The following is a 25,326-nucleotide window of genomic DNA, read 5'->3' as shown; positions in this document are numbered from 1 at the left end:
CCCCCGCCACCCTCTCGGCCCAGCTCGGCGCCGTCCTCGCCACCGAGGCGGCCGCCCGCCTCCTGCCGCCCGCCTGATCCGGGTCCCACGGACGATCTGCAGGCCTTCCGCCCGGGAAGGCGCTTCCCTCCGCTCCTCCCTGTCCGGCCCGCCCCGGATCCCCTGCAGATCGCACGGCTCCCAAGTCGCGCCCGCCTCGTCGAACGCGACCACCCGGGGAGTAAGACAGCACGACGCATGCCCACGGCGAACGCGCGGCACGCGCCCAGAGTGCGGGAGGTAGCCTGACACTCACATTTCTTCGTCAGAAAGGTGCCGGGTCTCCACCCGCAACATTCATGAACGTCAAGCGCATCTTCCGGGGTCCCATTCTCTACGTCGTCCTCGCGATCGTGGCGGTCTGGATCGGATCCTCTCTGATCACGATGTCCGGATTCCGGCAGATCAGCACGCAGGAGGGCCTCCAGCTCCTGCAGGACGGCCGGGTCGAGTCGGCGAAGATCGTCGACGGGGAGCAGCGCGTGGATCTCACGCTCTCGCAGGCCGACGGCGACAACGGCACCCAGGTGCAGTTCTACTACGTGGCTCCGCGCGGACCCGAGGTCATCGAGGCGGTCACGTCCGCCGACCCGTCCGACGGCTACGACGACGAGGTGCCGCAGACCAACTGGTTCCTGTCGGCGCTCGGCTTCCTGCTCCCGATCCTCCTGATCGGCGCGTTCTTCTGGCTGATGCTCTCGGGCATGCAGGGCGGCGGCAACCGCGTCATGCAGTTCGGCAAGTCGAAGGCGAAGCTGGTCTCGAAGGAGTCGCCGAAGGTCACGTTCCAGGACGTCGCCGGCGCCGACGAGGCGATCGAGGAGCTGCACGAGATCAAGGAGTTCCTCAAGGAGCCGGCCAAGTTCCAGGCGGTCGGCGCGCGGATCCCGAAGGGCGTGCTGCTGTACGGCCCTCCCGGCACCGGCAAGACCCTGCTCGCCCGCGCCGTCGCGGGTGAGGCGGGCGTGCCCTTCTACTCCATCTCGGGCTCCGACTTCGTCGAGATGTTCGTCGGCGTCGGCGCGAGCCGCGTGCGCGACCTGTTCCAGCAGGCGAAGGAGAACTCGCCGGCGATCATCTTCGTCGACGAGATCGACGCCGTCGGCCGTCACCGCGGCGCCGGCATGGGCGGCGGTCACGACGAGCGCGAGCAGACGCTGAACCAGCTCCTCGTCGAGATGGACGGCTTCGACGTCAAGACGAACGTCATCCTGATCGCGGCGACCAACCGCCCCGACATCCTCGACCCGGCGCTGCTGCGTCCCGGCCGCTTCGACCGCCAGATCGGCGTCGACGCCCCCGACCTGCTGGGCCGCAAGCGCATCCTCGAGGTGCACGGCCGCGGCAAGCCGCTCGCCGAGGGGGTCGACCTCGAGGTCGTCGCCCGCAAGACCCCCGGCTTCACCGGTGCCGACCTGGCGAACGTCCTCAACGAGGCGGCGCTGCTCACGGCCCGCTCGAACGCGCAGCTCATCGACAACCGTGCGCTCGACGAGGCCATCGACCGCGTCATCGCCGGTCCGCAGCGCCGTACGCGCGTCATGCGCGACAAGGAGAAGCTGATCACCGCCTACCACGAGGGCGGCCACGCCCTCGCCGCCGCGGCGATGCGCCACACCGACCCCGTCACCAAGGTGACGATCCTGCCGCGCGGCCGGGCACTCGGCTACACGATGGTGCTCCCGCTCGAGGACAAGTACTCCACCACCCGCAACGAGCTGCTCGACCAGCTGACCTACGCCATGGGCGGCCGCGTCGCGGAGGAGATCGTCTTCCACGACCCCACCACCGGGGCGTCGAACGACATCGAGAAGGCGACCGCGATCGCCCGCAAGATGGTCACCGAGTACGGCATGTCCTCGAACGTCGGAGCCGTCAAGCTCGGCCAGTCCTCGGGCGAGATGTTCCTCGGCCGCGACATGGGCCACCAGCGCGACTACTCCGAGCAGATCGCCGAGCGGGTCGACGCCGAGACGCGGCAGCTGATCGAGCAGGCGCACGACGAGGCGTGGCAGGTCATCAACGCCAACCGCGACATCCTCGATCGCCTCGCCGCCGACCTCCTCGAGAAGGAGACGCTCGACCACGACCAGCTGGCCGTCATCTTCAAGGACGTGCGCCGCATCGACGAGCGCCCGCAGTGGCTCTCGAGCGACAAGCGCCCGCTGTCCGATCTCCCGCCCATCGCGATCCCCGCCGCCAAGGCGCCGATCGACGCGGGTGCCACCGACGGCGGAGTCACCTCCGCCGGCACCGAGGAGACCGCACCGCACCGCCCGCCGCTGATCAACCCGCGTCCCGCGACGGCGTAGCCTCCGATGCCCGTCGACAAGGCGCGCATCGAGGCGGCCGTCGTCGAGCTCCTCGCGGCCATCGGGGACGACCCGGGCCGCGAGGGGCTCGCCTCCACCCCCCGGCGCTTCGCCGAGGCGTACGAGGAGTTCTTCGGCGAGAGCGACCTCGATCCGGCCTCGCACCTCGACGAGACCTTCGCGGTCGTCGAGGGCGACGCGACCGTGCACCCGGACGGCCAGACCGTGATCGTGCGAGATCTCGCGTTCCGCTCCGTCTGCGAGCACCACCTGCTGCCGTTCGTCGGGGTGGCGCACATCGCGTACCGCGCGGGCGAGCGCGTCGTCGGCCTCGGTCGTCTGCCGCGGGTCGTCGAGACCGTCGCCTCGCGGCTGCAGCTGCAGGAGCGTCTGACCGAGCAGATCGCCGACGTGATCCAGACCGGACTCGCTCCCGAGGGCGTCGTCGTCGTCGTCGACGCCGAGCACGGGTGCGTGCGGATGCGCGGCCCGCGCCAGACCCGCAGCTCGACCGTCACGGTCGCCGCCCGCGGCTCACTCGCCCCGCCCGCCGCCCGTGCCGAGATCATCGCGCTGATCGGCGCCGCTCGGGGGCAGTGACGTGCCCCCCTCTGCCGCGGACCTCGCGCCGCCCGATCGCGCCGCCCTCCTCGGGATCCTGAACGTCACCCCCGACTCCTTCAGCGACGGTGGGCGCTGGTTCTCCGTCGACGACGCCGTGCGCCACGGCATCGGCATGACCCGCTCCAGCGGCGAGGGCCCGGCGTCCTTCGGCGCCGACCTCGTCGACGTCGGCGGCGAGTCGACCCGCCCCGGGGCGGCGCGCGTGGACGCCGAGGCCGAGCAGGCGCGCGTGCTGCCCGTGGTGCGCGCGCTCGCGACGGAGGGGGTGCAGGTCAGCATCGACACGATGAGCGCGTCCACGGCCGAGGCCGCTCTCGACGCCGGAGCGCTCGTCGTGAACGACGTCTCGGGCGGGCTCGCCGACCCGGCGATGCTGCCGCTCGTCGCCGAGCGCGGCGCGGTCTACATCGCCATGCACTGGCGCGGCCACAGCGCCGACATGAACGCGCTCGCGTCCTACTCCGACGTCGTCGGCGAGGTGCGGGGCGAGCTCGAGCGCCGGATCGACGCGGCGCGCGAGGCCGGGATCCGCGACGACCGCCTGATCCTGGATCCGGGCCTCGGCTTCGCGAAGAACGGCGGGCACGACTGGGCGCTGCTCGCCCGCCTCGACGCGATCGTCTCGCTCGGGTTCCCGGTGCTCGTCGGGCACTCCCGCAAGCGTTTCCTCGCCCCGTTCGCCCCCGGCGGCGCCCCGGCCGCCGAGCGCGACGACGTGACCGCGATGCTCAGCCTGATCGCGGCCGACCGCGGCGCCTGGGGCGTCCGCGTGCACGACGTCCGCTCCAGCGCCCGCGCCCTGGCGCTCTCCGCCCGCCTGCACGAGGAGCTCCCGTGACCGCCGTCGACCCCGCCTCCCTCGCCCTGCGCGACTCGATCACGCTGACGGGCCTGCGCGTGCGCGCGCACCACGGCGTCTTCGACTTCGAGCGCGAGAACGGCCAGGACTTCGTCATCGACGCGACCGTCTGGCTCGACGTCGCACCTGCGGCCGGAGCGGACGCCCTGGCCGAGACCGTGCACTACGGCGAACTCGCGATCGCGCTGGCGGATGCGGTCACCCGCGACCCGGTCGATCTCATCGAGACCGTCGCCGAGCGCCTCGCCGCCGTCGCGCTCGGCTTCGCCGCGGCCGACGTCGTCCGCATCACCGTGCACAAGCCCGACGCCCCCATCCCGCTGCCCTTCGACGACGTCGCCGTGCAGATCACGAGGACGCGCTCGTGAGACCCCGGCAGGAGCGGATCCGCCCCGAGCGCCGCGTCGTGCTCGCGCTCGGCAGCAACCTGGGCGATCGCCTCGCCCACCTGGAGGAGGCGGTCCGCGCGCTCGCCACCACCCCGGGGCTGCGCCTGCACGCCGTGTCGAAGGTCGTCGAGACGCCCGCCTGGAAGCTCGACGGACCCGATCCGGACGCCCCCGGCTACCTCAACGCCGTCGTCGCCGGAGCGACGACCCTCGATCCCGAGGACCTGCTCGCCGCGACCGCGGCGATCGAGCGCGCCGGCGGTCGGATCCGGGGCGAGGGCGAGGAGCGCTGGGGCGACCGCACGCTCGACATCGACCTGATCGTCGTCGGAGCCGTCGTCCGCGACGACGCGCACCTCACGCTGCCGCACCCGCGCGCCGCCGAGCGCGCGTTCGTGCTCGAGCCGTGGCTCGACGTGGAGCCCGACGCCGTCCTGCCCGGGCTCGGCCCGGTCGCCCGGCTCCGCGCCCGCGCGACCGACCCGGTCCACCCCTGGCCCGAGGCGATAGCGTGGCGGGGCGCCCGCCCCCCGGGCGCACAGACGAGCACCGCCCCCGGCACGTCCGACACCGAGAGCAGCACTCCGTGAAGCGCACCCGACTCAGCACCCTGCTCGGCCTGGGCCTCGCCGGCGCCGTGGTGGGCTTCCTCCTGGACCTCGCCATCGCGTCCTCGGGCCGGGCCGTGCTCGTGCCGCCGCTGACGGTGCCGCTGACGCTGGTCGTCGTGGCAGCGCTCGTGCTCGGCTTCGCCATCCCGATCCACCGCGCGACGAAGGGGACCCTCCGCCGGCGCATCGACCCGTTCCGCGCGATGCGGGTCGTCGTGCTCGCCAAGGCCTCGAGCCTCGTCGGCGCGCTGCTGCTCGGAGCCTCCGGCGGGATCCTGCTCTACCTGCTGAGCCGCGCGGTGGTGCCTTCGCTAGGCTCCGTGTGGCAGGACGTCGCCACGATCGCGGGATCGATCGTCCTGCTGGTGGCCGGTCTGGTCGCCGAGCACCTCTGCACCATCCCGCCGAGCGATGACGACGACGACGCGGTGGTCGGCGAGGCGAACCACGCCTGACGCCGACTCCGGGCCCGCCGCCGACAGGAGTACCCGAGCATGACGGACGAGACGCGCCCCGAACCGGGGCTCGAGCCCCGGCCGTCCGTCGACGCTCCGCCCGAGCCGCAGCCCGGATCCGAGCCGCAGCCGCTGTCGCGCCGCGAGGCGAGGCGCGAGCAGGAGGCGCAGCAGGAGTCCGCTCCTCCGCCCGCCGCACCGAGCGCTCCCGGCACCCGGCTCGAGGTGACGGGGGAGTGGCGGCGCGTCTCGCCCAAGTACGTCGCGGTCGAGTTCGTGCAGGCGGTCGTCTCGAGCGTCGTGCTGCTGATCACCCCGGTGGTGCTGCTGCTGATCGGGGTCGGCTGGGCCTGGATCGCGCTCGCCGTCGCCGCGGCGCTCGCCCTGACCCTCCTGATCGTCGCTCCGCGCCGGGCCCGCTCCTACGGCTACCTGCTGCGCGCCGACGACCTGCTCTTCCGCCGCGGCATCATGTTCCAGCGCTTCGTCTCGGTGCCCTACGGCCGGATGCAGCTCATCGACGTCAACCGGGGCCCGCTCGCCCGAGCGCTCGGCCTCGCCGATCTGCGCTTCGTGACCGCGGCCGCCGCGACCGGCGTGAGCATCCCCGGTCTCGTCGAGGCCGAGGCGGAGGAGCTGCGCGACCGCCTCGTCGCGCTGGCCGAGTCGCGCCGGGCCGGACTGTGAGCGGCGCCGCCGAGGCGCCCGTCCGCGGCATCGAGACCGCCCTCGCCGATGGCGAGTGGCACCGCCTGCATCCGGCGACCCCCGTCCTCAAGGGCGGCATCGGACTGCTCGTCGTCCTGGGCATCCTGATCACGAACCTGCGCGAGCGCCTCGTCGAGTTCTTCCTGCCCGCGCCGGGCGGCTACGAGAGCGGCGACCCCGTCGACCAGCTGGTGGACCGCGGGCTGATCGGCTGGGCGCTGCTGGCGGTCGCGGTCGGACTCGGCGTCGCCGTCTTCGCCTTCTGGCTCTCGTGGCGCATGCACACCTTCCGCATCACCGACGAGGTGGTGGAGGTGCGCTCGGGCGTGCTGTTCCGGACGAACCGCCGCGCGCGCCTGGACCGCATCCAGGGCATCGCGGTGCAGCGCCCGCTCGTCGCGCGGCTCGTCGGCGCCGCGAAGCTCGAGGTCGGCGTCGCCGGCCAGGACGCCAACGTGCAGCTCTCGTACCTCGGCTCGCGCCTGGTCGACGCCCTTCGGCGCGACATCCTCCGCCTGGCCTCCGGTGTGCGCGAGCGCGAGGCGGACGTGCCGGGCGCCGCGCCCGCCGGCGGCTTCCTCGCGCGCAGGATCGAGGAGTTCGGCGAGGTGGACGACGACGGCACGCCTCCCGAGTCCGTGGTGACGATCCCGCCCGGGCGACTGCTGGGCTCGCTCGTCTTCAGCGGATTCACGCTGTTCCTCGCCGCGGCGATCGTCGCGGTGGTCCTCGTGGCCGTTCAGGGCACGCCCGTCGTCCTCTTCGCGATCCTGCCGGGCCTGATCGGCTCCGGCAGCTACTACATCCGCAAGTTCGTGCGCTCGCTGCGCTACTCGATCTCGGGCACCGCCGACGGTGTGCGCGTGGGCTACGGCGTCTTCTCGACCAGCAGTGACACGCTCCCGCCCGGCCGCATCCACGCGGTCGAGATCGCTCAGCCGCTGCTCTGGCGCCCGTTCGGCTGGTGGCAGGTCAAGATCGACCGGGCCGGACACGCGGCGTCGCAGGGGGCGAACGGCGAGCCGAACACGACGATCCTGCCGGTCGGCGATCTGCAGGACGTCGAGAAGGTGCTCGGCCTGCTGCTGCCGGGGGCGGCGGAGGGAGCGGAGGCGACACCCGTCGGCGATGCGCTGCGGCAGCGCGACGCGGCCGGCTTCACGAGCGCGCCCCGTGCGGCCGCCTGGCTCCGCCCCTTCTCGTGGCGCCGCACCGGCTACCGCCTGACCGAGGACGTGGCGATCCTGCGCAGCGGAGCGGTGTGGCGGCACGTCGTGGTCGTCCCGCTCGCCCGGATGCAGAGCATCGGCGTGCAGCAGGGTCCCGTCCAGCGCCTGCTCGGAGTCTCGTCGGCGCACGTGCACACCGTCGCCGGCCCCGTCACCGCGACGATCCCGGTGATGGGCGCCGCCGACGCCCTGGCCTTCTTCGAGAGGCTCTCGCGGGCGGGCGTCCGCGCCGCCGAGCGCGACGGGAGCCACCTCTGGGGGCGCCGCGCCGCATCCGCACCCGCACCCCGGCCGGCGCCCTCGCCCTGGCCCGCTCCGGAGGGGGAGCCCCATGCCTGACACCCGCCGCGACGGACGCCTCGGCGTCGGAGTGATCGGAGCCGGCCGCGTCGGACCCGTGCTCGGCGCGGCGCTCGCGAACGCCGGCCACGCGATCATCGGAGTCGCCACCACGAGCGAGACCGGCCGCGAGCGCGCCGACGCGCTCCTCCCGGGCGCCCCGATCCTCGCGATCCCGGACCTCGTCGAGCGCAGCGAGCTCGTGGTGCTCGCCGTGCCCGGGGACGAGCTCGGCGCGCTCGTGGCGGGCCTCGCCGCGGCGGGCGTCTGGCAGCCCGGGCAGCTCGTTCTGCACACGGCGCCCGAGCACGGCTACGGCGTGCTCGCTCCCGCCCTCGCCGGAGGGGCGATCCCGCTCGCCGTGCACCCTGCGATGGCGTTCAGCGGCACGAGCCTGGACCTCGCCCGCCTCGCCGAGACCTACTTCGCGGTCACGGCTCCCGGACCCGTGCTCCCGATCGCGCAAGCGCTCGTCGTCGAGATGGGCGGAGAGCCCGTCACCGTGGCCGAGGCCGACCGCGCCGCCTACGCGGAGGCCGTCTCGACCGCCACCACGTTCTCGAGCGCCATCGTCGACCAGGCGGCGGGCCTGCTCGCGGGCATCGGCGTCGAGAAGCCGGGCTTCTTCCTCTCGAGCCTCGTGCGCTCCTCCGTCGACGACGCCCTGCGCCGCGCCGCCGGCTGAGCGCCCCCTGCTCGCTGGTCGAGTAGCCCCGGAGGGGCGTATCGAGACCCGCGTCGACCGAGCGCGGTGCTGGCTGCGGCCTGTCCGGTGCTGGTGGATCTCGATACGCCCGCTACGCGGGCTACTCGATCAGCGGAGCAGGCGTGCCGGGCGCTCTCGCCGCCCGCTGCTTGCTGGTCGAGTAGCCTCGGAGGGGCGTATCGAGACCCGCGTCCCCCGGGAGTACCGCCCGGCCCCCGCCGATAGCATCGTCGGGTGATCAGCACCATCGAACGCGTCGACGCCCTCCGCGAGCGGCTGGCCGAGGCGCGGCACGCCGGATCCCGCATCGCCCTGGTCCCCACCATGGGCGCGCTGCACGAGGGGCACCTCGCCCTCGTCGACGCGGCGCGCGCGAGCGCCGACCTCGTCGTCGTCTCGATCTTCGTCAATCCGCTGCAGTTCGGCCCCACCGAGGACCTCGACCGCTATCCGCGCGACCTCGCCGCCGACACCGCGCTGCTGGAGGCAGAGGGCGTCGACGTCGTCTTCGCTCCGACCGTCGCCGAGATGTACCCCGACGGCCCCTCCTCCACCCGCGTCGTCGCCGGGCACGTCGGCACCCTCTACGAGGGCCGCTCCCGCCCCGGCCACTTCGACGGCATGCTCACCGTCGTCGCGAAGCTCCTGCACATCGTGCAGCCCGACGTCGCGTTCTTCGGGCAGAAGGACGCGCAGCAGCTGTTCCTGGTCCGCCGCATGGTGCGCGACCTCGACGTCCCGGTCGTGATCGAGGCCGTCGCGACGGTGCGCGAGGAGGACGGCCTCGCCCTCTCGAGCCGCAACCGCTACCTCGACGCCCGCGAGCGCCGAGCGGCCCGCACGATCCCGCACGTCCTCGAGGCCGCCGCGTCGGCGGCCGACGGAGGGATCGACGCCGTGATCGCGGCCGCTCAGTCCGCGGCGATCGTGTCGGTGACTCCGACGGCGACCGCGTCGGCCTCGCCGGCCGCGTCGTCTTCCAGCGCAACACGGGCAAGCTCTGCTTCGCGACGCTGCAGTCCGGCGACGGCGCCCGGATCCAGGCCATGGTCTCGCTCGGCGACGTCGGCGAGGAGTCGCTGGCCGCCTGGAAGGAGCTCGTCGACCTCGGAGACCACCTGTTCGTCGAGGGCGAGGTCGTCTCGAGCAAGCGCGGCGAGCTGAGCGTCTGGGTGTCCGACTGGACCATCGCCGCCAAGGCGATCCTCCCGCTCCCGAACCTGCACAACGAGCTCGGCGACGAGACGCGGATGCGCCAGCGCTACCTCGACCTGATCGTGCGTCCGCAGGCCCGCGAGACGGTCGTCACCCGCGCGGCCGTCAACGCGTCGCTCCGCAGCACCTTCACCTCGCACGGCTTCCTCGAGGTCGAGACGCCGATGCTGCAGGTCATGCACGGCGGAGCCTCGGCCCGCCCCTTCGCGACGCACTCCAACGCGTTCGACACCGAGCTCTACCTGCGGATCGCCCCGGAGCTGTACCTCAAGCGCGCCGTCGTCGGAGGCATCGACCGCGTCTTCGAGATCAACCGCAACTTCCGCAACGAGGGCGCCGACTCCACGCACTCGCCCGAGTTCGCGATGCTCGAGGCCTACCAGGCGTACGGCGACTACACGTCGATCGCCGACCTCACCCAGGAGCTGATCCAGAACGCGGCGCTCGCCGTCGCCGGATCGCACGTGGTCACCTGGGCCGACGGCACCGAGTTCGACCTCGGGGGCGAGTGGGACCGCATCTCGATGTACGAGAGCCTCTCGCAGGCCGCCGGCATCGCGATCACGCCCGCGACCCCGATCGTCGAGCTCGAGACGCTCGCCGAGCGCGAGGGCGTCGAGGTGCACGTGCCCACCCACGGCAAGTACGTCGAGGAGCTGTGGGAGCACTTCGTGAAGGGCTCGCTCACCCGCCCGACGTTCGTCCTCGACTTCCCCGTCGACACGTCGCCGCTCGTCCGGGCGCACCGGAGCATCCCGGGCGTCGTCGAGAAGTGGGACCTCTACGTGCGCGGGTTCGAGCTCGCCACCGGCTACTCCGAGCTCGTCGATCCCGTCGTGCAGCGGGAGCGCTTCGTCGAGCAGGCGCGCCAGGCGGCGGCCGGCGACGACGAGGCCATGCGGCTGGACGAGGACTTCCTCCGCGCCCTCGAGCACGGTATGCCGCCCACCGGCGGCATGGGCATGGGCATCGACCGCCTGCTGATGGCGATCACCGGCCTGGGGATCCGCGAGACGATCCTGTTCCCGCTCGTCAAGTAGCCTTGTCCGGCGGCGGAGCAGGTCCCCGCAGCCGACGACGACGGCCTCCTGGCCGGACGGGGGAGACGTGGTCCGCGCATCCAGCATCGTCGCGATCGCCCTCGCGGGCGTGCTCACCGTCGCCCAGTTCGGCGTCGGCACCGTGGTCGCCGGCTCGGTGCTCGCCGATTCGGCGGACCTCGGCACGGCGGTCGCCGACCAGCGGGCGGCGGAGTCGTTCACGCCCGACGCCGTGATCGAGGGCTTCGCCGAGCGGACGGCCATGTCGACCCGCGGCCGAGCCCTGTACTACGCCTCGCACCCCTCGGTGGAGCCGACGTCCGGCTTCAACGAGCTCTGCGGCTACGGCGCCTCGGACGAGATCGTCCTGGGCTGCTACACCGGCACCGACATCTTCATCTCGGACGTCGACAACCCCGATCTCGACGGCATCCGCGACGTCACGGCCGCGCACGAGATGCTGCACGCCGCCTGGGTCCGGCTCGACGACGACGAGCGGAGCGAGCTGGGCGCGGAGCTGGAGGCGGCGTACGAGGGCCTCCCCGAGGGCGGCGAGATCGCCGAGCGCCTCGAGCTGTACCGCACCGGCGGCCTGGGCGAGCGCGTCAACGAGCTGCACTCCATCCTGGGCACCGAGGTCGCCGATCTGCCGCCGGCGCTCGAGGCGCACTACGCGCAGTTCTTCACGGACCGCTCCGTCGTCGTCGGCCTGAACGAGCGCTACGAGGCCGTGTTCACCGACCTCGAGAACCGCATCACCGATCTGGTCGCCCGCATCGACGCGCTGTACACCGACCTCACCGCCCGCGTCGATGCGAACAATGCCGAGTACGACGCGCTGAACGCCGAGATCGACGCGTTCAACACCCGCGCCGACAGCGGCGACTTCGCCTCCGAGGCCGCGTTCGACGCCGAGCGCGCGGAGCTGCTGGAGCGCGGCGAGGCGATCGACGCGACCCGCGACGCCATCGACGCCGACATCGCCGAGTACGACGCGCTCCGCACCGAGCTGGAAGGGCTGAACGCCGACGCGTCCGCCCTCAACCGGTCCCTCGAGAGCCGCTGACGCTCGTCCGGCGGCCATCCCCGGTCGGGGCACGGCTCGCCCGGGTAGGATCGGCCCATGGACTGGGAGATCTGGAATCAGGGGCTGTGGGCTCTTCTGCCGACCGTCAGCATCGGCCTGATCTTCTGGTACATCATGCGCGCTCTGATCCGCTCCGACCGCAACGAGCGCCGCGCCTACGACCGCATCGAGGCGAGGGAGCGCGCCCGCCGCGGTCTGCCGCCGCGCGACGCCTCCTGACCGACCCCGCAGAGATGCACGGCGCGACGGCGCCCGCCTCCTGCACGCGATCCAGACACGGCGAGGAGACCCGGTGACCCCACCCGACTGGTCGCTCGTGCTCGCCGTGGCCGCGATCGTCGTCGAGCTCGTCGTCCGCGTCGTGGCGGTGATCGTCGTGCCGCGCAACCGCCGCCCGACCACCGGGCTCGCGTGGCTGATGGCGATCTTCCTGATCCCGTATGTCGGCATCCTGCTGTTCCTCTTCATCGGCAGCTACCGGCTCCCGCGCAAGCGCCGGCGCAAGCAGGAGGAGATCAACCGGTTCATCCTCGAGTCGACCGAGGGCATCGACCGCGTCGCGCGCAACCACCCGTGGCCGCTGTGGCTCGAGTCGGTCGTGACGCTGAACCGCAACCTCGGAGCGATGCCGCTGGTCGGCGGCAACGACGCGCGCCTGCAGGGCGGGTACGAGGAGACCATCCGGGCGATGGCGGCCGAGATCGACCGCGCCCGCCGCTACGTGCACTGCGAGTTCTACATCCTCGCCGCCGACTCGACCACCGAGCCCTTCTTCGCCGCCCTCGACCGCGCCGTCGCCCGAGGGGTGACCGTGCGGATCCTGCTCGATCACATCGCGTCCATCCGCGTGCCGGGCTACGCCGGCGGCACCTACCGCCGACTCCGGGCGCTGCGGGACGCCGGAGCGCACTGGTCGTACATGCTGCCCGTGCGCCCGTGGCGCGGCCAGTACCAGCGGCCCGACCTCCGCAACCACCGCAAGCTGCTGATCGTGGACGGCAACGCCGCCTTCATGGGCTCGCAGAACGTCGTCGACTCGAGCTACAACAAGCGCGGCAACATCCGCCGCGGCCTGCACTGGCACGACCTGATGGTGCGCCTCGAGGGGCCCGTCGTGCAGGGTCTGAACGCGATCTTCATCACCGACTGGTACAGCGAGACGGACGAGCTGCTCCTGCGCGAGTCGGAGCCGATGGAAGCCTTGCAGCAGCGCGACACGATCGACTGCCAGGTCGTGCCGAGCGGGCCCGGATTCGCCGGCGAGAACAATCTGCGCCTCTTCCTCGCCCTCCTCTACTCCGCGCAGAAGTCGATCATCATCACGAGCCCCTACTTCGTGCCGGACGAGGCCATGCTCTACGCCATCACGACGGCGACCCGCCGCGGGGTGCACGTCGAGCTGTTCGTGTCCGAGATCGGCGACCAGGCCGTCGTCTACCACGCCCAGCGCTCCTACTACGAGACGCTGCTGACGGCGGGCGTGCGCATCTGGATGTACCGCAAGCCCACGATCCTGCACGCGAAGCACTTCACGATCGACGACGACGTCGCCGTCATCGGCTCGAGCAACATGGACATGCGGTCGTTCACCCTCAACCTCGAGGTCTCGCTGATGGTGCGCGGCTCCGAGTTCGTCGAGGACCTGCGCCAGGTGCAGCAGGACTACCGCGAGCACTCGCGCGAGCTCACGCTCCGGGAGTGGCGCGGTCAGCCCCTGCGCTCCACGATCCTCGACAACCTGGCGAGGCTCACCTCCGCCCTCCAGTGACCCGTTCGGGGTAGAGCCGAGGAACTCTCACCCCTTGTAGGCTCCGAGCGCCGTCGCCTCCGTGGCGGCCGTGCTCACGATCGGAGTCGCCACCGTGGTCCCACGCCCCGTCCTGCAGAACCCCGCGAGCATTCCGCTGAGCGCGGGGGCGCGCACCGTCCGGCTGCGGGGTGCCGAGGGGCTCGCCGCGCTGCGCCGGTCGATCGACGTCGACGTCGTGTCGCCGCAGGCGTTCCGGATGGACCTCGCCGTCGCCGCGGTCGAGGGGGTGCGGATCCTGCACGTCGTCTCGACGCCGCTCGTGCTCCGGCGGCCGAGCGATCGCGTCGTCGAGGCGGCGACGGTCTTCGTGCTGCCGATGGAGGGCGAGCTCCTGATCGACTCGGCCGCCGGGCGCTCGACGGTGGCGGACGGCGTCCTCATCGTCTCCGCCGGTGTGCCGGTCGTGGCGACGGCCCCGCGCCCCGTGCGGTTCCTCCTGCTGCGCCTCGCGCTGCCCGCCTCCGAGCGGCCGCGCCGGGCGGAGCCGCCGCGCCGTCTGCCGCCGTCGCCCGTGTCGCTCACGGCCCGGTCCGTGCTGCGATCCGTCCTCGCCGACCTTGACATCGCGCACGCGGTGCAGGCCGACTACCTCAGGGACGCCGTGCAGCGTCTGGGCCGGGTGCTCGACGGCGAGCGGGCAGACGGCCCTGGCGAGCGGAGGGGTCTGCACGACATGGTCGACGCCGCCGAGCAGGTGATCCGGTCCGACTACACCGACCCGACGCTCGACCCGGGCACCGTCGCGCGCCGCTGCCGCGTGAGCCTGCGGACGCTGCAGCGGGCCGTCGCCGACGAGCGGGGCACGACGCTGCGCGACCTCCTCTCCGCCGTCCGCACCGAGAACGCGCTCCGCATCGTCGCCGCCCCCGAAGGGGCGGAGCTCCCGCTCAGCGACGTCGCCCGGCGCTCGGGCTTCTCGTCGCCCGAGCGCCTGCGACGCGCGATCGCCACCGAGACCGGACTCTCGCCCAGCGAGTACCGCCGCCACCTGCACCGGGACGAGCGTGCGGTCGGCTGAGCGCGCGCCGAGCGTGGGCCGTCGACCCGCGCGCACTCTCGCTCCTCGGGCTCCCGGGCGCAAGGCCCTGTGCGCGTCGCGGACGTCGGCGTAGCGTCGATCACTCCTCCGCACCGCTGCACTCGGCCCGTCTCGTCGCGCCGGGTCCGAGAAGGGATCGACATGACGGCATCCGGAACCACGCGCATCCTCATCCTGGGCGGCGGGTACGTCGGCCTCTACACCGCCTGGGGACTCGAGAAGCTCCGCGGGCTCGCTCCGATCGACGTCACGGTCGTCGAGCCGAACCCCTACATGACCTACCAGCCGCTGCTGCCCGAGGTGGCCGGCGGTCACGTCCAGCCGCGCCACGTCACGGTGCCGCTGATCTCGGCCCTCAAGCGCACCCGCGTCATCCGCGGGGCGATCACCGGGGTGAGCCTGGAGGAGCGCACCGCGTCCGTCGCCGCCCTCGACGGATCCACGCGCACGATCCCGTTCGATCAGGTGGTCTTCGCGCTGGGTGCGGTCACGCGCACGTTTCCCACCCCGGGCCTCGCCGAGCACGGCATCGGCTTCAAGACGCTCGAGGAGGCCGCGCACCTGCGCGACCGCGTCATCGAGAGCATCGCCCGCGCCGCCCTCACGACGGACCCGGCCGAGCGTCGCCGCCTGCTGACCTTCGTCTTCGTCGGCGGCGGCTACACCGGCGTCGAGGCGCTCAGCGAGCTGCTCGACCTCAGCCGCCGCACCCTCGCGGCGCAGCCGTCGCTCTCGATGGGCGACGTGAGCTGGCACCTCGTCGAAGCCCTCGACCGCGTGGCTCCGGAGGTGGGCCCCGAGCTCTCGAAGTGGACGCTCGAGCACCTGCGCGCCCGCGGCGTGAACGTGCACCTGAAGACCACCATGCCCTCGTGCGAGGACGGCGTCGTCGAGCTCTCGAGCGGCGAGCGCATCCCGACGGCCACGCTCGTGTGGACGGCCGGCGTCAAGCCGAACCCGATCCTGGAGGCGACGGACGCGCCGCGCGGTCCTCGCGGTCATGTCATGGCCGACGCCCGCCTGCGCGTGATCCGCGAGGACGGCACGCCCGTCCCCGGCGCCTGGGCGGCCGGCGACGGTGCGCAGGTCCCCGACCTCACCGCCGAGAAGCAGCCCGCGTACTACCCGCCGAACGCGCAGAACGCGGTGCGCCAGGCGAAGCTCCTCGCGCGCAACATCATGGCCGACCTCACCGGGCGCCCCGTCGAGGAGTACCGCCACGTCTCGGTCGGCACGGTCGCCGAGTACGGCATCGGCAAGGGCGCGGGCGTGATCAAGGGCGTGAAGCTGCGCGGTCCCCTCGCCTGGCTCGCCCACCGCGCGTACCACGGCGCGGCGATGCCGAGCCTCGACCGCAAGTGGCGCGTGATCTCGGGCTGGATCGTCGATGCGATCGGCTCGCGCGACCTCTCGCCGATGAGCGCGACCCAGGATCCGCGGCGCGCGTTCCGCGAGAGCGCGGAGGCGACCGATCGGGCGGCGGCGGCGAAGGCGGCGCAGAAGACGGCGGACGAGGCCGGCGAGGAGAAGAGCGGAGCCGAGAAGGCGAGCGCGGCGAAGGAGTAGCCGCGGCTCCTCAGACCCGGCGGCGGGGCTTCAGCCGGACCGACGGCAGCGTCGGCGCGGGGAGCGCGCGGCCGTCGTAGCCGTCGACGGCGCCGAACGGACCCGAGGGGTCGCCCGCCGCGATGACGTCGTCCTGCCAGCGCTCGCGCGCGGCGGCGACGTCGTCGTGGCTGCGACCGACGAAGTTCCACCACATCACGAGGTCCTCCTCGAACGGTTCGCCGCCGAGCAGCATCACGCGTCCACCGTCGTCTCCCGCCGAGAGGCGGAGCGTCGAGAGCCCGGGAGCGACGTAGCCGAGGTCGGCGCGCGCCACCTCGACACCTTCGACCTGCACGGGGCCCGCGTCCACCAGGACCCCGTGCTCCCAGGTGACGTCGACCGGCAACTCGAGGCGCGCGCCGGGCTCGAGGTCGATCTGCGCGGCGAGGAGCGGCGTGAACGTGCTCGCGGGGACGGACGCGCCCAGCATCGCTCCGACGACGACGCGGACCACGGCGCCCGGCAGCTCGACCCGCACGCCGCGGTGGTGCTCGAAGAACGGCGCGACTCCCAGTGCGCTCTCCGGCAGGGCGACCCACAGCTGCACGCCGTGCAGCACGGGCGCGCCGCCGGTCGAGACCTCGGAGTGCGAGATCCCGGTGCCCGCCGTCATCAGGTTGAGCTCGCCCGGCCGAACGAGCTGATGGCTGCCGACGCTGTCGCGGTGGTCGATCTCGCCCTCGAAGAGCCAGCTGACGGTCTGCAGACCGGTGTGCGGATGCGGCGGCACGTCCATCCCGGCCTCCTCGCCCAGGGTGACGGGGCCGTAGTGGTCGGCGAAGCACCAGGCGCCGATCGTGGAGCGCGAGCGCTGGGGGAGGGTGCGGCGCACCTCGATGGCGCGCGGGCCGCCCAGGGGCACGAGGCGCGCCTCGAGGATCTCGACCGGCGGGGTCCCGATCGACTCGGGCTCGGCCGCCGTGCTGCGGGCGGAGGGCACCGGGTGCTCGTCCGGGTGCTTCTCCAGGTTGCTCATGCGGGAAGTGTATGCCTCTGCATGGAGCTGCGGAGGAGGGTCACGGGACGCTGCACGCGGGCTCGACCGGCTCCGGCGACAGGGGTGCCGCCGCCGCGGGCGCCCTGACCGCGGGCCCCTCCACCGGAGTCCCCGCCTCGGGCACCTCGATCGTCATCGCCTCGTCGTCGCGCGCGCCCGCGATCGCGTCGGCGACGCTGCGGTGGACGAGCTCCGTGTCGGGCTGCTCGGGCACGGTCAGGGGCAGGCCGAGCTCCACGCGCACGAACGGGTGCTCGCGGGCGGCGACGGCGAGGCGGGCGAGCGCGGGGAGCGAGGCGGCGGGCAGGCTCGTCGAGACGCTCTCGCCGCCCGCTCGGGCGATCGCGTCGAAGCGGGTCAGGACGGTCAGCGGGTCGACCTGGCGGAACAGGGCGGCCTGCAGGCAGCCCTGGCGCTCGGAGCGGTCGGCGTCGGAGGTGTTCACGCGCGAGCGGGCGAACCAGAGCGCCTCGCCGCCGTCGAGATGCTGGAGACCGGTCGGGATCGGCGGCCCGTACTCGACGGGTCGACCGCTGCCGTCGTCGGGCACCCCGGCCTGCAGGACGGCGCGGTTCACCACGACCGAGACCCCGCCGAGGGCGTCGACGAGGTCGACGAAGCCGGTCATGCGGATCGAGACCGTGGCCGAGACGGGCAGGCCCGTGTAGCCCTCGACCGCGTCCCGCATCGCCTCGGCGCCGGGATCCGCGCTGCCGGGGTAGAGGTCCGGATGCTCGAGGCCGTACTGGTAGGTGTGGTTGATGCCGCAGCCCGCGATGCAGCGAGTGCCCTGCGGGAGCGCGCCCGCGAGTGCCGAGCCCGACGGGTAGAGGAAGTTCGCGGCGGTGCGCGGGATCCCGAACAGGACGCTGCGCCCGGTCACGGCGTCGACGCTGACCAGGGTGAGGGAGTCGGGCAGCAGCACCTGGTCGCGCAGCGGATCCTCGTCGATCCCCATCAGCAGGATGTTGTAGCGGCCGTCGACGGGCTCGGCGCCGGCCCCGGAGGCGGAGATCGCGGTCAGGAGGCGGTGCTGGGCCGAGACGGTCGAGACCCACCAGGCCGTCGCTCCGAGCGGCGCCAGGACGGCCAGCACGGTGACCGCGGCGAGGGCGGGCCGCGGTACGGGGCCGCGCCGCGCGAGGAGGGCCGCCCCGATCGGACCGGAGGCCCAGAACAACCCGACGAGTGCTCCGACGACGCCGAGCAGCAGCAGTGCCCGGGTGTCGGTCGCGAGACCGACGAGCGTGCGCGGATCCCGCAGCACGACCGCCGCCGTCAGGGCGACGACCAGCACGGCGACCACGGCCGCTCCCGCTCGGACGATCGCCGATCGGGGTCGGCCGAGCATCCGGTGGCCGAGCCCGGGCACGACGGAGGCGAGCACCGCCAGCAGTGCTCGCCTCGGGGTCATCGAAGCGCCTCGGCCGGGGTGCTCGCGCACCGCCGGGGCGGACGCTCCGTCGTCGTGCGTCAGGCGCGCGCGCCGCGGCGTCGGGCGACGACGAGGCCGCCGGCACCGGCGGCGAGCAGGAGGCCGGCGAGCAGCGCTCCGGCGCCCGTCTCGACGCCGGTCTCGGCGAGGTGCGCGCCGGTCCTCGAGCCGGGCTTCGCGCCGCTGTGCGCGACCGGAGCCGCGGCGGCGGGCGTGGTCGGCGCGGCGGTCGGCGTCGTCCCGGGAGTCGCGGCGGCGCCCCCGTCGAGGGTCGCGCTGGCGAGCAGGCGACCGTAGACGTCGAACAGCGCGACGGTGTGGGGCTCGTCCGTGTACTCGGCGGGGACCGTCTGGACGACGGTGCCGTCCGTGACCGTCGACGAGCCGAGGAGGGTCGGCTCGGAGTAGATCATCGTGCGGGTCGCGAGACCGTCCAGGTCGCCCTGCGTCGCCCACTGCAGATCCGAGACGACCAGGTCGAAGTCCTCGCCGACGACGTAGCTCGAGGGCGCGACCGACGACCGGGCGAAGGTCGAGACGGTGTACTGCAGCCCGCTCAGCGTCGGGATCTCGGGCTCCGGCACCACTCCGTCCACGACCGCGGTGCCCGCGGCCGGATCGACGTCGTACTCGATAGTCGCTCCGCGGTAGATCGCGGCGGTCGCAGCGGGCTCCGCGAGCTCCGGCTCAGAGTCGACGGCGCTCGGGCTGGAGAAGTAGAGGTTGACCGGACCCGAGAAGTTCAGGACGGTCGCATCGCCCTGCACATCGAGCGAGGCCTTCTTGACGATCCACACCCCGGCGCCGCGTCCGGCGCCGAGCGGCAGCTGCGCCTGCACCAGGACGTCGTACCCGGCGTACTCGGGGCCCGCGTCGACCACGAGTGCGCCGCCGTCGGCGTGGATGCCGTCCTCCCAGTCGCTCGGGTTCTCGGCCGAGGCCGTCGCTGCTCCCGCGAGCGAGAGGCCCAGGACGGTCGCGGCGGTGAGAGTGCCTCGCAGGAGCGGGCGGTCGGATCGGTTCATGCTGGTGGTCCCCCGTGTTCGCGGCCCTCCTCCGCGAGGGCACTGCCGTCACTGTGGCGGTAGTGCGGGTCTCGACGCAATGCCCGCGAACGGGACGATGCGGCGCCCGCGCGCGCCGTCCCGACCCGGCGGGCGGGACTCCTCCGCGATCGCCTCACGCCCAGGGCGAACAGGGGGTCCGACCCGGGGGAGCGCTGGTTACAGTCGTCTCTATCGGAGCCCACCCCTGCGGGTTCCGTAGGGAGTGACAGCATGTTCGAGAGATTCACCGATCGCGCACGGCGCGTCGTCGTCCTGGCCCAGGAAGAGGCCAAGATGCTCAATCACAACTACATCGGCACGGAGCACATCCTGCTCGGGCTGATCCACGAGGGCGAGGGAGTGGCCGCCAAGGCGCTCGAGTCCCTCGGCATCTCGCTCGACGCGGTGCGCGAGCAGGTCCAGGACATCATCGGCCAGGGGCAGCAGCAGCCGACGGGGCACATCCCCTTCACGCCGCGCGCCAAGAAGGTGCTCGAGCTCTCGCTCCGCGAGGCCCTGCAGCTCGGCCACAACTACATCGGCACCGAGCACATCCTGCTCGGGCTCATCCGCGAGGGCGAGGGCGTCGCCGCGCAGGTGCTCGTGAAGCTCGGCGCCGACCTCAACCGCGTGCGCCAGCAGGTCATCCAGCTCCTCTCGGGCTACCAGGGCAAGGAGCAGGTCGCGGTCGGAGGAGAGCAGCAGCAGCCCCAGGGCGGCTCGCAGATCCTCGACCAGTTCGGCCGCAACCTGACCCAGGCCGCGCGCGACAACAAGCTCGACCCGGTCATCGGGCGCGAGAAGGAGATCGAGCGCGTGATGCAGATCCTCTCGCGCCGCTCCAAGAACAACCCCGTCCTGATCGGCGAGCCCGGCGTCGGCAAGACCGCCGTCGTCGAGGGCCTCGCCCAGGCGATCGTGCGCGGAGACGTGCCCGAGACGCTGAAGGACAAGCAGCTCTACACGCTCGACCTCGGCTCGCTCATCGCCGGTTCCCGCTACCGCGGCGACTTCGAGGAGCGCCTGAAGAAGGTGACGAAGGAGATCCGCACCCGCGGCGACATCATCACCTTCATCGACGAGATCCACACCCTCGTCGGCGCAGGGGCCGCGGAGGGCGCGATCGACGCCGCTTCGATCCTCAAGCCGCTGCTCGCCCGCGGCGAGCTGCAGACGATCGGCGCGACCACGCTCGACGAGTACCGCAAGCACTTCGAGAAGGACGCCGCTCTCGAGCGCCGCTTCCAGCCGATCCAGGTGGCGGAGCCGTCGCTCCCCCACACGATCAACATCCTCAAGGGCCTGCGCGACCGCTACGAGGCGCACCACAAGGTGTCCATCACCGACGGCGCCATCGTCTCGGCCGCCAACCTCGCGGATCGCTACATCAGCGACCGCTTCCTCCCGGACAAGGCGATCGACCTGATCGACGAGGCCGGCGCACGCCTGCGCCTCTCGATCCTGTCGGCACCCCCGGAGCTGCGCGACTTCGACGACCGCATCGCCGTCGTCCGCGCCGCGAAGGAGGCCGCGATCGAGGACCAGGACTTCGAGAAGGCCGCCTCGCTCCGCGACGAGGAGAAGCAGCTGCTCGGTGAGCGCCTGCGCCTCGAGAAGCAGTGGAAGTCGGGCGACGTCAAGGCGACCGGTGTCGTCGACGAGGGCCTGATCGCCGAGGTCCTCGCCCAGGCGACCGGCATCCCGGTGTTCAAGCTGACCGAGGAGGAGTCCTCGCGGCTCGTCTTCATGGAGAAGGCGCTGCACCAGCGCGTCATCGGCCAGGAGGAGGCCATCGCGGCCCTCTCGCGCACCATCCGCCGCACCCGCGCCGGCCTCAAGGACCCCAAGCGCCCCTCCGGATCGTTCATCTTCGCCGGCCCCACGGGCGTCGGCAAGACCGAGCTGGCGAAGGCGCTCGCCGAGTTCCTCTTCGACGACGAGAACGCGATGATCTCGCTCGACATGTCGGAGTACGGCGAGAAGCACACCGTCTCGCGGCTGTTCGGCGCCCCTCCCGGGTTCGTCGGCTTCGAGGAGGGCGGCCAGCTCACCGAGAAGGTCCGCCGCAAGCCGTTCAGCGTGGTCCTGTTCGACGAGATCGAGAAGGCGCACCCCGACATCTTCAACTCGCTCCTCCAGATCCTGGAGGAGGGACGCCTGACCGACGGTCAGGGCCGGGTGGTCGACTTCAAGAACACCGTCATCATCATGACCACCAACCTCGGAGCGCGCGACATCGCGGGCGGCCCCGTCGGCTTCCAGATCGAGGGCGACAACGCCACCGGCTACGACCGCATGAAGGGCAAGGTCAACGAGGAGCTGAAGAAGCACTTCAAGCCCGAGTTCCTCAACCGCGTGGACGACACCATCGTCTTCCCGCAGCTGTCCAAGCCCGAGCTGCTCCAGATCGTCGACCTGTTCATCAAGCGCCTGGGCGACCGCCTGCTCGACCGCGACATGACCGTCGAGCTGACGCAGCCGGCGAAGGAGCGCCTCATCGAGGTCGGGTTCGACCCGGCCCTCGGTGCCCGCCCCCTCCGCCGCGCGATCCAGCGCGAGATCGAGGACCAGCTGTCCGAGCAGATCCTGCACGGCCAGCTCGGCTCGGGAGACCACATCCACGTGGACTTCGCCGAGGGGAAGTTCGTCTTCACGACGACTCCGCGCCTCATCTCGATCAGCGCCGGTGCGACGACCGGAGCGGCGACCGCCGGTCCGGCGACGCCCGACCTGATGGCGTAGCACGCACGACCACGACGAGCCCGTCCCCTCTGCGGAGGGGGCGGGCTCGTCGTCGTCCGGGCCCTGTTCACCAGGCCCTACGCTTGTCCAATGGCCGATTGGAAGTACCCGGTGCGCCGGGCGCGCACGAGCGACGTCCCCTTCATCCAGGAGCTGAGCGAGCCCCTCGTGAACGAGCGGATCCTGCTCGGGAAGGACCGCGTCGTGCTCTACGGGGCGGTGCAGGAGTTCCGCATCGCCGAGGACGGCGAGGGCAACGCCATCGGCTGCGGCGCCCTGCACGTGATGTGGGACGACATCGCGGAGGTGCGCACTCTCGCCGTCGCCGACGGCTGGCTCGGCCGCGGGGTCGGCCACCACATCCTGGAGCGGCTCGAGAACGACGCCCGCGAGCTGGGGCTGAAGCGCCTGTTCTGCCTGACCTTCGAGGTCGACTTCTTCGCGCGGCACGGCTACTCGCCCATCGGCGAGAAGGTCGTCGACCCCGAGGTGTACGCCGAGCTGCTGCGCTCCCCCGACGAGGGCGTCGCCGAGTTCCTCGACCTGGCGCGGGTGAAGCCGAACACGCTCGGCAACACCCGCATGCTCAAGACGCTTTGACGGCTGCGGCGTCGTAGCCTGTTCCGGTGACTCCGCCACCCCGCCGCCTGCCCTCCGCGGTCTACCGCAGGCGCCGGGCCGGGGTCCTGCTCGCCCTCCTCGTGATCGTCGCGGGGCTGGCGGTCGTGCTGTCGCTGCAGCCCTGGGCCGGATCACCGCGCGCCGGCAGCGCGAGTCCCACGGCCACTCCGCTGCCCACGCTCTACCCGTCGTCGATGCCGACCGCGTCCGGAGCCGTTCCGGACTGCACGGCCGACATGGTCGCGGTCACGGCGGTGACGGACGCGACGAGCTACGCCGCGGGGGAGAACCCTCAGCTCTCGCTGTCGCTGGCCAACATCTCGAACTCGGACTGCCTCATCGATGCGGGGACGTCGCAGCAGGTCTTCACGATCACGAGCGGCTCCGACCCGATCTGGAGGTCGACGGACTGCCAGACCGGCGCTTCGGATCTCGAGGTCCTCCTGCAGGCGGGCCGGACCGTGACCGGCAGCCCCATCACCTGGGACCGCACCCGCTCCTCACCGGACACCTGTTCCGGCGGGCGGGAGGCCGTCTCGGCCGAGGGGGCGGCCTACGCCCTGTCGGTGTCGATCGCGGGGATCCCCTCGGGGTCCACGACGCAGTTCCTGCTGCAGTAGTTCTCGCCCGTCCGACGGACGCGCCGCGCCACGGCGCGCGCCTACGCTCGGGAGCATGAGGGCGATTCCCACCGGTGTCCTGTCGGCCGTCACCGCAGCCGGGCTGCTCCTCGCTCCGCTGCTCGCCGCGCCCGCCGCCTCGGCGAGCGGTCTCTTGGCCGGAGTCGACGACTTCCGCTTCTCGGGGTACTCGGCCGACTTCGTGCTCGACCGCGACGACGAGGGCCGCTCGACGCTGACGACCGAGGAGACCTTCGTCGCCGAGTTCCCGCGGAACCAGAACCGCGGGATGCAGCGGGCGATCCCGCTCCGCTTCGACGGGCATCCGACGGACGTCGAGCTGGTGTCGGTGACGGACGGGGACGGTGCGCCGCGGCCGTTCGACACCGAGACGGAGGACGACGTCCTGATCGTCACGAGTGCCGATGACGACTACGTCGCCGGTGCGCAGACGTACGTCTTCACCTACCGGCAGCGGAACGTGACGCTGCCCGCCTCCGGCACCTCGAGCGGAGAGGACGAGTTCTACTGGGACACGAACGGCACCGCCTGGCGGCAGCCGTTCGAGGACTACCGGATCCGGATCGAGCTCGGCCCCGGGCTCGCGGAGGCGGCGACCGGCACGGCCTCCTGCTACCGCGGTGCCGCCGGCTCGACCGAGGGGTGCGTCCTCGAGGAGGGGGACTCGGTGGTGACGGCGACGGGCGCGGACCTGGCGGCGGGCGAGAACGTGACCGTCGCGGTGGGGTTCGCTCCCGGCACCTTCACTCCGCGGGACGACAGCTACTTCGCCTCGGCGTGGGGGTGGGTGCAGCTGGTCGGACTGGTGGCGCTGCTGGCGCTGCTCGCGGCGTCGGTGCACCGCAGGGCGACGGTCCTCAAGGACGCGCCGGGGCGGCCGACGATCATCGCCGAGTACGAGCCGCCGGTGCAGGGGCTGTTCCTGTCGGCTCAGCTGCGGTCGAAGACCACCCGGGCGGCCGCGGCGGCACTGGTCGACGCGGCGGTGCGGCGGTTCGCCCGGATCGAGGAGGTCGACGGGCCCAAGGGGAAGCCGGCGTTCCTGCTGCGGGTGCTCGATCCGGCTCAGGTGTCGCTGCGGGGCGCCGGTCGACCGCGGCCCCTGGCGGTCGACGAGCAGCGCTTCCGCGACATCGCGTTCGGAGCCTCGCCCGCGCCGGGCACTGTTCGCGACCTCTCGGACAAGGACAAGGAGTTCGGCACGGCGGTCACGGGGTTCCTGCACGCTGTGCCGAAGCGGCTCGAGGAGGAGGGCCTGCGGCGTCCGGGCACCGTCCGCGGATCGGTGTGGCTGATCCTGGCCACCGTCGTGGCCGCGATCGTCGCGGTGGTCGGCGGTGCTGGACTGCTCGTCGCGTCGCTGGGCGGAGCGCTGCCGTTCGTGCTGGTGCTGGTCGCGATCGCGGTGGGCGCGACGGTGTGCGTGCTGCTGGCGAAGGTGCCGCTGACCGCGGCGGGCGCGGAGCTGCGCGACCACCTGCGCGGGCTGGAGCTGTACCTGAAGCTGGCCGAGGCCGACCGGTTCGCGATGCTGCAGTCGCCCGAGGGTGCGCAGCGGAGCCGGTCCGGACCGGTGGAGGTCGTGGAGGTGACCGAGCGGCTGCTGCCGTGGGCGGTGCTGCTGGGGCTCGAGTCGGAGTGGGCGAGCGCGCTGGCCGTGGCGTACGAGCGGGCGGGTGAGGACCCGGTCTGGTACTCGGGGTCGAGCGGGTTCCACGCCGCGGCCTTCGCGGGCAGCGTGTCGTCGTTCTCGTCGTCGGCGTCGAGCTTCGTG

The 25,326-nt window shown here is 72.6% G+C and carries 21 protein-coding genes and 2 pseudogenes; 20 read left to right on the top strand and 3 right to left on the bottom strand.

Features of this window, described 5'->3' with window-relative positions; all coding sequences use genetic code 11:
• Positions 1-338 precede the first annotated feature (338 nt).
• From ftsH to NB037_RS12255, 16 genes and pseudogenes are all read left to right on the top strand, one after another.
• Positions 339-2,351 carry an ATP-dependent zinc metalloprotease FtsH gene (gene ftsH, locus NB037_RS12330; RefSeq protein WP_251946164.1) on the top strand — a complete coding sequence of 671 codons (2,013 nt, stop codon included), beginning with the start codon at positions 339-341 and terminating at the stop codon, positions 2,349-2,351.
• Between the two features lie 6 nt (positions 2,352-2,357).
• Positions 2,358-2,951: a GTP cyclohydrolase I gene (folE, locus tag NB037_RS12325; protein WP_251946162.1), complete on the top strand. Its 594-nt coding sequence runs from the start codon at positions 2,358-2,360 to the stop codon at positions 2,949-2,951.
• A gap of 1 nt (position 2,952) precedes the next feature.
• Complete coding sequence (gene folP / locus NB037_RS12320) at positions 2,953-3,813, top strand: dihydropteroate synthase (protein WP_251946160.1); 861 nt, start codon at positions 2,953-2,955, stop codon at positions 3,811-3,813.
• Positions 3,810-4,202 carry a dihydroneopterin aldolase gene (gene folB / locus NB037_RS12315; protein WP_251946158.1) on the top strand — a complete coding sequence of 131 codons (393 nt, stop codon included), beginning with the start codon at positions 3,810-3,812 and terminating at the stop codon, positions 4,200-4,202. Before folP ends, folB begins: the two co-directional genes overlap by 4 nt.
• Positions 4,199-4,813: a 2-amino-4-hydroxy-6-hydroxymethyldihydropteridine diphosphokinase gene (gene folK, locus NB037_RS12310; protein WP_251946156.1), complete on the top strand. Its 615-nt coding sequence runs from the start codon at positions 4,199-4,201 to the stop codon at positions 4,811-4,813. The genes folB and folK overlap by 4 nt, the downstream gene beginning before the upstream one ends.
• Positions 4,810-5,289 (top strand): DUF3180 domain-containing protein, encoded by a 480-nt coding sequence (locus tag NB037_RS12305; RefSeq protein WP_207407811.1) that lies wholly within the window; start codon positions 4,810-4,812, stop codon positions 5,287-5,289. Before folK ends, NB037_RS12305 begins: the two co-directional genes overlap by 4 nt.
• 39 nt (positions 5,290-5,328) lie before the next feature.
• Positions 5,329-5,976 (top strand): PH domain-containing protein, encoded by a 648-nt coding sequence (locus NB037_RS12300; protein ID WP_251946154.1) that lies wholly within the window; start codon positions 5,329-5,331, stop codon positions 5,974-5,976.
• The gene (locus NB037_RS12295; RefSeq protein ID WP_251946152.1) at positions 5,973-7,565 is read left to right on the top strand and encodes a PH domain-containing protein; all 1,593 of its coding nucleotides are present in this window, start codon (positions 5,973-5,975) and stop codon (positions 7,563-7,565) included. Before NB037_RS12300 ends, NB037_RS12295 begins: the two co-directional genes overlap by 4 nt.
• Positions 7,558-8,250 carry a Rossmann-like and DUF2520 domain-containing protein gene (locus tag NB037_RS12290; RefSeq protein ID WP_251946150.1) on the top strand — a complete coding sequence of 231 codons (693 nt, stop codon included), beginning with the start codon at positions 7,558-7,560 and terminating at the stop codon, positions 8,248-8,250. The genes NB037_RS12295 and NB037_RS12290 overlap by 8 nt, the downstream gene beginning before the upstream one ends.
• A 255-nt stretch (positions 8,251-8,505) precedes the next feature.
• Positions 8,506-9,189 (top strand): annotated as a pseudogene (gene panC, locus NB037_RS12285) (pantoate--beta-alanine ligase); the annotation flags it as partial.
• A 35-nt stretch (positions 9,190-9,224) separates the two neighbouring features.
• A pseudogene (gene lysS, locus NB037_RS12280) lies at positions 9,225-10,526 on the top strand (lysine--tRNA ligase); the annotation flags it as partial.
• Positions 10,527-10,593: 67 nt separating this feature from the next.
• Positions 10,594-11,592 (top strand): hypothetical protein, encoded by a 999-nt coding sequence (locus NB037_RS12275; protein WP_251946148.1) that lies wholly within the window; start codon positions 10,594-10,596, stop codon positions 11,590-11,592.
• Between the two features lie 57 nt (positions 11,593-11,649).
• The gene (locus tag NB037_RS12270) at positions 11,650-11,832 is read left to right on the top strand and encodes a hypothetical protein (RefSeq protein WP_251946146.1); all 183 of its coding nucleotides are present in this window, start codon (positions 11,650-11,652) and stop codon (positions 11,830-11,832) included.
• 73 nt (positions 11,833-11,905) lie between these two features.
• On the top strand, positions 11,906-13,381 hold the full coding sequence (cls, locus tag NB037_RS12265; RefSeq protein WP_251946144.1) for a cardiolipin synthase: 1,476 nt from the start codon (positions 11,906-11,908) through the stop codon (positions 13,379-13,381).
• Positions 13,382-13,475: 94 nt separating this feature from the next.
• Positions 13,476-14,441: a helix-turn-helix domain-containing protein gene (locus tag NB037_RS19915; protein ID WP_251946142.1), complete on the top strand. Its 966-nt coding sequence runs from the start codon at positions 13,476-13,478 to the stop codon at positions 14,439-14,441.
• 162 nt (positions 14,442-14,603) lie between these two features.
• Entirely contained in the window at positions 14,604-16,028 is a 1,425-nt protein-coding gene (locus NB037_RS12255; protein WP_251946141.1) for an NAD(P)/FAD-dependent oxidoreductase, read from the top strand.
• A gap of 10 nt (positions 16,029-16,038) precedes the next feature.
• Here the strand turns inward: NB037_RS12255 and NB037_RS12250 are convergent, their stop codons facing one another.
• The 3 genes from NB037_RS12250 to NB037_RS12240 are packed head-to-tail and all read right to left on the bottom strand — an operon-like array spanning position 16,039 to position 19,527.
• Positions 16,039-17,046 (bottom strand): pirin family protein, encoded by a 1,008-nt coding sequence (locus tag NB037_RS12250; RefSeq protein ID WP_251946139.1) that lies wholly within the window; start codon positions 17,044-17,046, stop codon positions 16,039-16,041.
• A gap of 40 nt (positions 17,047-17,086) precedes the next feature.
• Positions 17,087-18,481: an LCP family protein gene (locus NB037_RS12245; RefSeq protein WP_251946138.1), complete on the bottom strand. Its 1,395-nt coding sequence runs from the start codon at positions 18,479-18,481 to the stop codon at positions 17,087-17,089.
• A 59-nt stretch (positions 18,482-18,540) separates the two neighbouring features.
• Positions 18,541-19,527 carry an LPXTG cell wall anchor domain-containing protein gene (locus tag NB037_RS12240; protein WP_251946137.1) on the bottom strand — a complete coding sequence of 329 codons (987 nt, stop codon included), beginning with the start codon at positions 19,525-19,527 and terminating at the stop codon, positions 18,541-18,543.
• A gap of 252 nt (positions 19,528-19,779) precedes the next feature.
• On the opposite strand from NB037_RS12240, the gene NB037_RS12235 reads away from it, so the two are divergent.
• From NB037_RS12235 to NB037_RS12220, 4 genes are all read left to right on the top strand, one after another.
• Positions 19,780-22,290, top strand: a complete 2,511-nt coding sequence (locus NB037_RS12235) for an ATP-dependent Clp protease ATP-binding subunit (RefSeq protein ID WP_207407719.1) — start codon at positions 19,780-19,782, stop codon at positions 22,288-22,290.
• Positions 22,291-22,380: 90 nt separating this feature from the next.
• The gene (locus tag NB037_RS12230; protein ID WP_251946136.1) at positions 22,381-22,890 is read left to right on the top strand and encodes an amino-acid N-acetyltransferase; all 510 of its coding nucleotides are present in this window, start codon (positions 22,381-22,383) and stop codon (positions 22,888-22,890) included.
• 26 nt (positions 22,891-22,916) lie between these two features.
• On the top strand, positions 22,917-23,531 hold the full coding sequence (locus tag NB037_RS12225; RefSeq protein ID WP_251946135.1) for a hypothetical protein: 615 nt from the start codon (positions 22,917-22,919) through the stop codon (positions 23,529-23,531).
• 55 nt (positions 23,532-23,586) lie between these two features.
• Positions 23,587-25,326: DUF2207 family protein (locus NB037_RS12220; protein ID WP_251946134.1), on the top strand; the 1,740-nt coding region annotated here is incomplete at its 3' end.

The organism is Rathayibacter rubneri (genome assembly GCF_023743255.1).
GTDB classification, from domain to species: Bacteria; Actinomycetota; Actinomycetes; order Actinomycetales; family Microbacteriaceae; genus Rathayibacter; species Rathayibacter rubneri.
Note: the sequence above shows the minus strand (reverse complement) of the source record. Positions and strands in the feature narration are given on the sequence as shown.

Bases quoted from the DNA above. Each gene is read 5' to 3' on its own strand.
- ftsH (WP_251946164.1), top strand. From the start codon at position 339: ATGAACGTCAAGCGCATCTTCCGGGGTCCCATTCTCTACGTCGTCCTC.
- folE (WP_251946162.1), top strand. From the start codon at position 2,358: ATGCCCGTCGACAAGGCGCGCATCGAGGCGGCCGTCGTCGAGCTCCTC.
- NB037_RS12300 (WP_251946154.1), top strand. From the start codon at position 5,329: ATGACGGACGAGACGCGCCCCGAACCGGGGCTCGAGCCCCGGCCGTCC.
- NB037_RS12290 (WP_251946150.1), top strand. From the start codon at position 7,558: ATGCCTGACACCCGCCGCGACGGACGCCTCGGCGTCGGAGTGATCGGA.
- NB037_RS12270 (WP_251946146.1), top strand. From the start codon at position 11,650: ATGGACTGGGAGATCTGGAATCAGGGGCTGTGGGCTCTTCTGCCGACC.
- NB037_RS12255 (WP_251946141.1), top strand. From the start codon at position 14,604: ATGACGGCATCCGGAACCACGCGCATCCTCATCCTGGGCGGCGGGTAC.
- NB037_RS12250 (WP_251946139.1), bottom strand. From the start codon at position 17,046: ATGAGCAACCTGGAGAAGCACCCGGACGAGCACCCGGTGCCCTCCGCC.
- NB037_RS12245 (WP_251946138.1), bottom strand. From the start codon at position 18,481: ATGACCCCGAGGCGAGCACTGCTGGCGGTGCTCGCCTCCGTCGTGCCC.
- NB037_RS12240 (WP_251946137.1), bottom strand. From the start codon at position 19,527: ATGAACCGATCCGACCGCCCGCTCCTGCGAGGCACTCTCACCGCCGCG.
- NB037_RS12235 (WP_207407719.1), top strand. From the start codon at position 19,780: ATGTTCGAGAGATTCACCGATCGCGCACGGCGCGTCGTCGTCCTGGCC.
- NB037_RS12230 (WP_251946136.1), top strand. From the start codon at position 22,381: ATGGCCGATTGGAAGTACCCGGTGCGCCGGGCGCGCACGAGCGACGTC.